Below are 7,479 nucleotides of genomic sequence, written 5' to 3'. Positions count from 1 at the left end.
CAAATAGGGTGTCCACTAAACGAGGGTAACCTCACAACGGCGCGGACGTGGCACGAGCTCACCTCGAGGCGTTCATGGCTGCGGTGGACGGCAACGGGTTTGCCACCGCCGCACCTCTAGACCGCCAGTACCCAAATATGTTCCAGCCCGGCTCCCCCCTCCCCGTCTTCCCCATTGCACCTGATCTGCGCAAGCACATCTTCTACGGCTCCGGCACTCACACTTCAGCAGAGCAGACCGCCAGGGACGGACTGAACCTGATGTCTTCCACCTTGGTTTCCGAGACCACCGCCGCGACCTTAGGTGAGATCCAGGCAGACCAGATCAGCCGCTACCGTGCTGCCTGGAAGGAAGCGGGCCACGACTGGGCCCCGCGCGCGTCCGTCTCCCGCTCCATCTTCCCCATCGTGGACGGCGCCGATATGCAGCGATTCGGCATGCAGGCCTCCGGCTCCGACCAAGTGGGCATGCTGCCCGACGTCGGTGCGTCCACCTTCGGCCGCACCTATGCCGCCGAGCCCGACAAGCTCATCGAGCAGCTCAAGGCCGACCCGGCCGTCATGTCCGCCGACACCCTACTGATCACCATCCCGACCGGCATGGGCGTGGACGTCAACGTGAAGATTCTGGAAAGCTTCGCCACCCATATCGCCCCTGCGCTGGGCTGGCAGCCAAACACTGAGGGCCCGGTCACTGGTTACCCGATCGACTAATCCGCCCCCTTCACACAAGAAACCCGCCGGCCGTTATGACCAGCGGGTTTCTTGCCATTCAGTGGAGCCGCCGGGAATTGAACCCGGGTCCTTCGTCACCTCGCCAGGGCTTCTCCGTGCGCAGTCTGCACAGGATCTCTACTCGGCCCTCCGGCTCGGGCAAACTCGCTCCGGATGATGGGCCCAGTTGCTCTTAAAGTCCCCAACCGGCCGAACAACAAACCGGTCAGGCAAGTTCCCTAGTCGATGCCAGGATCTAGGTCAGGAACCAAACCTAGGCTGACAGACACGCGTCGCTGAAATTAGGCAGCGAGGGCGTAGTCACGCTGAGAGTTCTTCTCTGCGTTTATTGGTTGCTACGACGCTTAACGGTGGTCTCTAGCCTGCACCGGCACGCTTCCCCTGGCTCAATGTACGAAGTCGAAACCATGTCGACCCCTCGATTACACATTGCTGTGAAAGCTGCGCAGCACGCGCCTCTGCGCGCCCTACGGTTCGTTCAACGCTACTGCACCCGCCCCTATTCCCGCAAGCTTCACCCCAGGCCACATGAGGCATAGCTTTCATAAGCACCCCCTTGTGATTAACATCAACTTAAACGCTGTTAAGGTGTGTGAGTCCTATTCACCTACTTTGTTAAAGGCTGCAAAGTGAGCGCAACCACCGAAACCTCTAGCTCCCAAGAAACCGCCCACCATCAAGCGAGCAATACCGAATGGGCCATCTCCCTCTTTGGTACCGCCGTGGGCGCCGGCATTTTGTTCCTTCCCATCAACGCCGGCAGCTTCGGCTTCTGGCCGCTACTCGTGGCAACCATCCTGATCGGCCCGATGACGTACTTCTCCCACCGCGGGCTCGCCCGCATGATTTGTGCATCGCCACGCCAGGGCGAGGACATCACCGCGGTGGTCACGGACTACTTCGGCAAAAGCGCAGGATTTATCATCTCGGTGGTCTACTTCTGCGCAATTTTCCCCATCGTCCTCATTTATGGCGTTTCGATCACCAATACGGTTGATAGTTTCATCGTCAACCAGCTACACGGGCCCTCGGTTCCGCGTCCTCTATTGTCGTTCCTCCTCGTGGGCATCATGACCATCGTCTTCACCTTTGGCCAACGCATGGTGCTCGCCGTCACGCAGTTCCTGGTGTATCCGCTGATCTTCTGTCTCGGCGCGCTGTCCATTTATCTCATCCCGCGCTGGGATATCGCCTCCTTCATGGAGGTTGGCAACAATGATTGGCGCGTCGTCGGTGCTGTCGCCCTCATCATCCCCGTGTTGGTCTTCTCCTTTAACCACTCCCCCGCCATCTCCCAGTTCTCTCTGGCCATGGTCGCTGCACACGGCCGCGAGAAGAGCTCCGAGAATGCGTCGCGCGCGCTGGCGCTGACAGCGATTCTGCTCACCGTGTTCACCATGTTCTTCGTGTGGTCGTGCACCCTCACGCTCGGTGCGGACGGGCTCGCGGAGGCCCGCGAGCAGAACCTGCCGGTCTTGTCCTACCTGGCCAATGTGACCGGCGTTCCGGTCTTGGCCTTCCTTTCCCCCATCATCGCGATGATCGCCATCATCTCCTCCTACTTCGGCCACGTACTGGGGGCCACCGAGGGCGGCAACTTCCTGCTGCGCAGCGCCGCACCGCACGCTACGGCGAAGCTCTCGGAAAAGCAGCTCAATTCCATCATGCACGGCATCATCTTCGTGGCCGCCTGGGTTGTCGCGATCATCGATCCATCGATCCTGGGGCTTATCGAAGCCATCGGTGGCCCCTTCATCGCCTCGATCCTCTACCTGCTGCCGATGTATGCCATCCACCGCATCGATGCTCTCAAGCAATTCCGCGGCCGCCCCAGCAACGTGTTCGTCGTCGTCACGGGCCTCATCGCCGTAGGCGCCACCATTTGGGGACTGTTCGCCTAGCTCTCCTCTAACCACGCCTTCAACACAGTGGCGTGGTTGACCTCGCGGTCCTTGGCGGCGAAGAGGAGGGTGACGTCGCCAAGCTCAGCAAGGTGACGCAGTTGTTCCAGCTCCTCGCTGTCATTCGCGTCGAGCTCCGCGCGGTAACGCCGGGCAAACTCTTCGAAAGAATCGACATCGTGCCCCCACCACTTACGCAACCCCGGACTGGGCGCGACATCCTTGAACCAGTGGTCATAGGGCAGGCGCTCCTTGGCCACGCCACGGGGCCAGAGCTTATCGACGAGCACCGCTACCCCACCCGGTTGCTCCTCGCCCCGAATAATGTCATGAACCTTGGCCGTATAAATCATGGCTCCCAGGTTAGGCGTTGATCCCCTTGACGCGGCGACCCAGCTCGCGGGTGATGTCGCGGTCCTGGTCACGGCGCTTAATTGCCTCACGCTTGTCATAGTCCTGTTTACCCTTGGCCAGGCCGAGTTCACACTTGGCGCGTCCGTCCTTCAGGTAGACCTTGAGCGGGATCAGCGTCTTGTTGCCGTCGCGCACCTGCCCCATGAGTTTGTCTATCTCCCGGCGGTGCAACAGCAGCTTGCGCGTGCGCTTGGGCGAGTGATTCGTCCACGTTCCCTGGGAGTACTCCGGGATGTGGAGATTGCGGATGTAGACCTCGCCGTCGTCAATAGTGGCGAAGGCATCCGTAAGGGAAATCTTGCCTTCGCGCATCGACTTAATTTCGGTGCCCACGAGCACCATGCCGCATTCCAGGGTGTCGAGGATGGTGTAGTCGTGGCGGGCACGTCGGTTGGTGGCAAGGGTCGAGTTATTGTCGACGGCCGCCTTTTTCTTCTTTGCCTTCTTCGCCATAGTTCGGACTATATTACGCTACTGCCAGGCAAAATCCACATCGCCCCTGCAGCTCTAGGTCCGCACGTAGGCGCGCATGGTCACCTGTGCGGTCAGCGCAGCACACACAATTGCCACAAGCCCGACGATGGGCAGCGCCGTCCAGACGTCCCCAGAGGTCACCGGGGCTAGAAGCTGGTTGTGGTACAGGTCCTTGAGGGCGGGATCGAGCACGGTGTTCTTGCCCAGGATGACGCCAATACCGGCGAGGACAACGCCGCCGACAGCACCGAGGACTGCTTCCATGATGAAGGGCGCGTGAGTAACCCATCGCGAGGCACCGACGATACGCATAATCGCGGTCTCTCGCTGGCGCTGGTAGGCGGCGATCTGCACCATGTTCGCAATCAACATGATGGCTGCGAGCGCCATGACCGCGGCAAGGATGAAGGTGGCATTCCGGATGGCATCCAAGTTGCCAGCGGCGCTGCGAACCTCCTCTTGCTGGTCGACGATGTCGCTAACAGCGGGGTCGGAAGCGATGGCGTCGATAGGCGCGGTATCCGTCGGATCCTTCAACCGCACGTGGAAGGCAGCCGGCAGCGCATCCGGGGAGGTTTCCTCAACCATGACCGGATCGGTGTCCTTGAACAGCTCCACGAAGCGCTGATAGGAATCCTCGCGGTTGCGGTAGCTCACGGACTCAATGTCCTCATCCGCTTCCAGTTTCTTCTTCAGCCCGGCACACGCGGCATCCTTACAGTCCGGATCGTTGGCTGAAATCTCCTCATTGAGCTGGACCATGACCTCGACACGCTCGAGGTAGATGTCCTTGGTGTCATTGGTCATCTGGGTGACCAAGACGCCGGCCACTACCAACGCCACCGAAATGGCGGTGGTAATCACCATGGCGATAGTCATGGTGATGTTGCGCCCGAGCCCCTTAAAGGCTTCCCTGAAAACAAAGCCTAGATTCACCTAGACCGCCTCCCCGTACATTGCATTCTTCTCGTCACGCACGAGCGTGCCGTTGTGCAGCTCGATGACGCGCTGGCGGGCCTCGTTGACCGCGCGCGCGTTGTGCGTCGACATCACCACGGTGGTTCCGCGGCGATTGATCTTGGTGAGCAAGGCCATGATCTCCGCGGCAGTGGAGGGATCGAGGTTGCCCGTGGGTTCGTCGGCAAGCAGCAGCTTGGGGCGGTTGACAAAGGCCCTCGCAATCGCCACGCGCTGCTGCTCACCGCCGGAAAGCTCGTGCGGCATGCGATGCTGCTTGGCGCCTAGGCCGACCATGTCGAGGACCTCGGGCACTTGCTTGGCAATCCGCGCCTTGCGTTTGCCAATGACCTCGAGGGCAAAGGCGACGTTGTCGTAGACGTTGAGCTTGGGCAGAAGCCGGAAATCCTGGAAGACGTAGCCGATGGATTGGCGCAGGCTATTGACCTCGCGGCCTTTCAACGTGTTGACGTGGAAGTCCCCGAAGTAAATGTCTCCCGAGCTCACATTGGTTTCGCGCACCATGAGCTGGAGGAAGGTCGACTTGCCGGAGCCGGAGGGGCCGATGAGAAAGACGAATTCTCCGTCTTCGATCTCAAAGGTCACGTTGTCCAGCGCGGGCCTTGTGGAGGTCGGATAGACCTTGGACACATTCTCGAAAGTGATCACTTAAGCCACATTAGCAACATTTGTTACTCGGGCCTAGGTCTCCTGCTGCGCCATGCGCCACCGGATCCCGGATTCTAAGAAGCCATCGATATCACCATCCAAGACCTTGGAAGGATCCCCCACCTCGTAATTCGTCCGCAGATCCTTAACCATCTGGTACGGATGCAGCACGTAGGAGCGCATCTGGTTGCCCCAGGATGCATTGCCACCGGCGCCCAGTGCATCAAGCTCCGCGCGTTCCTCCTGACGCTTGCGCTCCAGCAGCTTCGCCTGCAGCACGCGCATGGCAGAAGCCTTGTTCTGAATCTGGGACTTCTCGTTCTGACAGGTCACCACGATTCCAGTCGGGATGTGCGTCAGGCGCACCGCCGAGTCCGTCGTATTCACGGACTGACCACCAGGACCCGAAGAGCGGTAGACATCCACGCGCACCTCCGAATCCGGAACCTCGATGGAGTCAGTCTGCTCCACCACCGGCAGCACCTCCACCTCCGCGAAGGAGGTCTGGCGGCGGCCTTGGTTATCAAAAGGCGAGATGCGCACGAGGCGGTGCGCACCCTGTTCCACGGAGAGCTGGCCATACATGTATTCGCCGTGCACCACGAAGGTGGCAGACTTGATACCGGCCTCTTCGGCATAGGAAATGTCATAGACATCGACCTTGTGTCCGTGCTTTTCCGCCCAGCGCGTGTACATACGCATGAGCATCTCCGCCCAGTCCGCCGCATCCACGCCCCCCGCGCCGGAGCGGATGTTGATGACGGCCTCGCGCTCGTCATACTCGCCGGAGAGCATCGTAGTTACCTCAAGCGCCTCGATGGCCGCGCCAAGCTCTTTCAGTTCTGTGTCCACGAGTTCCTTGGAGGCTTCATCGCCCTCCTCCTCCGCCAGCTCGGACATGACCGGAAGGTCCTCGATCCGCCCCCGCAGGGAATTCAGCTTGCGCAGTTTTGCCTGCTGCGCTGAGAGCTCCGAGGTCACCTTCTGCGCATGGTCTGGGTCGTCCCACAGCGACGGATCCCCCGCCTGAGCCTCGAGTTCGCGCACGCGCTCGGACACCGCTTCCGGGTCCATCACCTTTTCTATGGAGGTCAAAGTGGCGCTGAGTTCCTCAAGTCGTGCTGTTTGTTCCGGACGCATAGCCCCCTACTCTACTTATTCTTTCTCCCTGATTAGCCATCGGCCGCGTTTAGCGCGACAATAGGCGGCATGAGTGACCAGCCAAGCCTCACCGAGATGATCGATGCCATCATCAAGACCTTTATCGTTGCCCACGCGGACGATACCGACGCCCACCTTGCCCAGGCGCTTGTCTATAACGCAGGCCGCCTGGCCTGGCGCCTCCGCGAGCAGGGAGTAGACATAGAGCAAAAGACCTCCGTCTCCGATGTCGTCACCGACGCCGACTTCGCCGCCGAGCGCTTCGTCGCCGGTGTGCTCGAAGCCCTGCGCGGAGAGGACGGCATCGTGGGCGAGGAAGGCGCGAACCGCGAGTCGAAGTCCGGCCGGACCTGGGTCATCGACCCCGTCGACGGCACCTACAACTTTGCCTCCGGATCCGATTATTGGTGCTCTGCGCTAGCGCTTGTCGACGCTGAAGGAGTCATCCTCGGCGCCGTCCACCGCCCCGCCATGGGCTACACGTGGTTTGGTGGCCGTGACTTCCCCACCAGCCTGGATGGCAAGGACGTCAACAAGCTCACCGACGCCCCCGCCGACAAGCTGTGCTTGTCGACGTACCTGCACCCCACCTCCATCACGGATCCCGCCATCGCCTCCGCTTGGGAGAAGGTGGCCCCGCACTTTGCCACCGTGCGCATGCTAGGCGCAGGGTCCGTGGACCTCTCCTGCGTGGCGGATGGCACGTGGGGAGCATGGATGCAGCATTCCGTGAAGGATTGGGATTGGTATCCGGGCCAAGCGCTGGTGCTCGCGGCAGGCGGCGCGGCGCGCAAGGTTGAAGCCGGCGGTGTGGAATGGTGTATCGCGGGCAATAAACAGGTAGTTGATCAGATGGAGGAATGGCTCCGTGGGTAAATACAAAGAAGACCTCGGCTTGGCCTTGGAGATGGCAGGCCATGCGGACGCCATTACGATGCACCGTTTTGAGGCTGCAGACCTGTCCGTCAAGGAAAAGCCGGACATGACGCCGGTCTCCGATGCGGACCTGGCCTGCGAAAAGGCTATCCGCGAGGCGCTGAAGCGCTCCCGCCCGCGTGATGAAGTGTTAGGCGAAGAATTCGGCGGCGAAGCCTGCTTCGAGGGCCGCCAGTGGGTCATCGACCCCATCGATGGCACGAAGAATTTCGTCCGCGGCGTTCCCGTCTGGG

General features: G+C 60.8%; 8 protein-coding genes, 1 other RNA gene and 1 pseudogene. 4 read left to right on the top strand and 6 right to left on the bottom strand.

The features are described 5' to 3' along the window. Positions 1-35: 35 nt before the first annotated feature. A pseudogene (locus HMPREF2698_RS08010) lies at positions 36-713 on the top strand (alkane 1-monooxygenase); the annotation flags it as partial. Positions 714-772: 59 nt separating this feature from the next. On the opposite strand, the gene ssrA reads toward HMPREF2698_RS08010, so the two are convergent. Next, positions 773-1,152: a transfer-messenger RNA gene (gene ssrA, locus HMPREF2698_RS08005) on the bottom strand. A gap of 211 nt (positions 1,153-1,363) precedes the next feature. Between ssrA and HMPREF2698_RS08000 the strand changes: the two genes are divergently transcribed. Beyond that, positions 1,364-2,635, top strand: a complete 1,272-nt coding sequence (locus tag HMPREF2698_RS08000) for an SLC5/6 family protein (RefSeq protein ID WP_070563543.1) — start codon at positions 1,364-1,366, stop codon at positions 2,633-2,635. Here HMPREF2698_RS08000 and HMPREF2698_RS07995 read toward each other — a convergent pair. Genes HMPREF2698_RS07995 through prfB form a run of 5 tightly spaced genes read right to left on the bottom strand, consistent with a single transcriptional unit; the run spans position 2,632 to position 6,289 of the window. Further along, the gene (locus tag HMPREF2698_RS07995; protein WP_070563540.1) at positions 2,632-2,988 is read right to left on the bottom strand and encodes a DUF488 domain-containing protein; all 357 of its coding nucleotides are present in this window, start codon (positions 2,986-2,988) and stop codon (positions 2,632-2,634) included. The two genes, HMPREF2698_RS08000 and HMPREF2698_RS07995, sit on opposite strands and share 4 nt — an antisense overlap. Positions 2,989-2,998: 10 nt before the next feature. Then, positions 2,999-3,502 carry an SsrA-binding protein SmpB gene (smpB, locus tag HMPREF2698_RS07990; protein ID WP_070563537.1) on the bottom strand — a complete coding sequence of 168 codons (504 nt, stop codon included), beginning with the start codon at positions 3,500-3,502 and terminating at the stop codon, positions 2,999-3,001. A gap of 54 nt (positions 3,503-3,556) precedes the next feature. After that, complete coding sequence (ftsX, locus tag HMPREF2698_RS07985) at positions 3,557-4,459, bottom strand: permease-like cell division protein FtsX (protein ID WP_070563535.1); 903 nt, start codon at positions 4,457-4,459, stop codon at positions 3,557-3,559. After that, on the bottom strand, positions 4,460-5,149 hold the full coding sequence (gene ftsE, locus HMPREF2698_RS07980; RefSeq protein ID WP_070563532.1) for a cell division ATP-binding protein FtsE: 690 nt from the start codon (positions 5,147-5,149) through the stop codon (positions 4,460-4,462). A 33-nt stretch (positions 5,150-5,182) separates the two neighbouring features. Beyond that, complete coding sequence (prfB, locus tag HMPREF2698_RS07975) at positions 5,183-6,289, bottom strand: peptide chain release factor 2 (RefSeq protein ID WP_070563529.1); 1,107 nt, start codon at positions 6,287-6,289, stop codon at positions 5,183-5,185. A gap of 69 nt (positions 6,290-6,358) precedes the next feature. On the opposite strand from prfB, the gene HMPREF2698_RS07970 reads away from it, so the two are divergent. After that, complete coding sequence (locus tag HMPREF2698_RS07970) at positions 6,359-7,186, top strand: inositol monophosphatase family protein (RefSeq protein ID WP_070563526.1); 828 nt, start codon at positions 6,359-6,361, stop codon at positions 7,184-7,186. Next, positions 7,179-7,479 (top strand): inositol monophosphatase family protein (locus HMPREF2698_RS07965; protein WP_305764428.1); only part of this gene is annotated, 301 nt, incomplete at its 3' end. The genes HMPREF2698_RS07970 and HMPREF2698_RS07965, both read left to right, overlap by 8 nt.

This window comes from Corynebacterium sp. HMSC072A02 (assembly GCF_001810085.1).
Classification (GTDB): domain Bacteria; phylum Actinomycetota; class Actinomycetes; order Mycobacteriales; family Mycobacteriaceae; genus Corynebacterium; species Corynebacterium hesseae.
The sequence above is the reverse complement of the archived record's forward strand: the minus strand, read 5'-3'. Positions and strand labels throughout refer to the sequence as shown.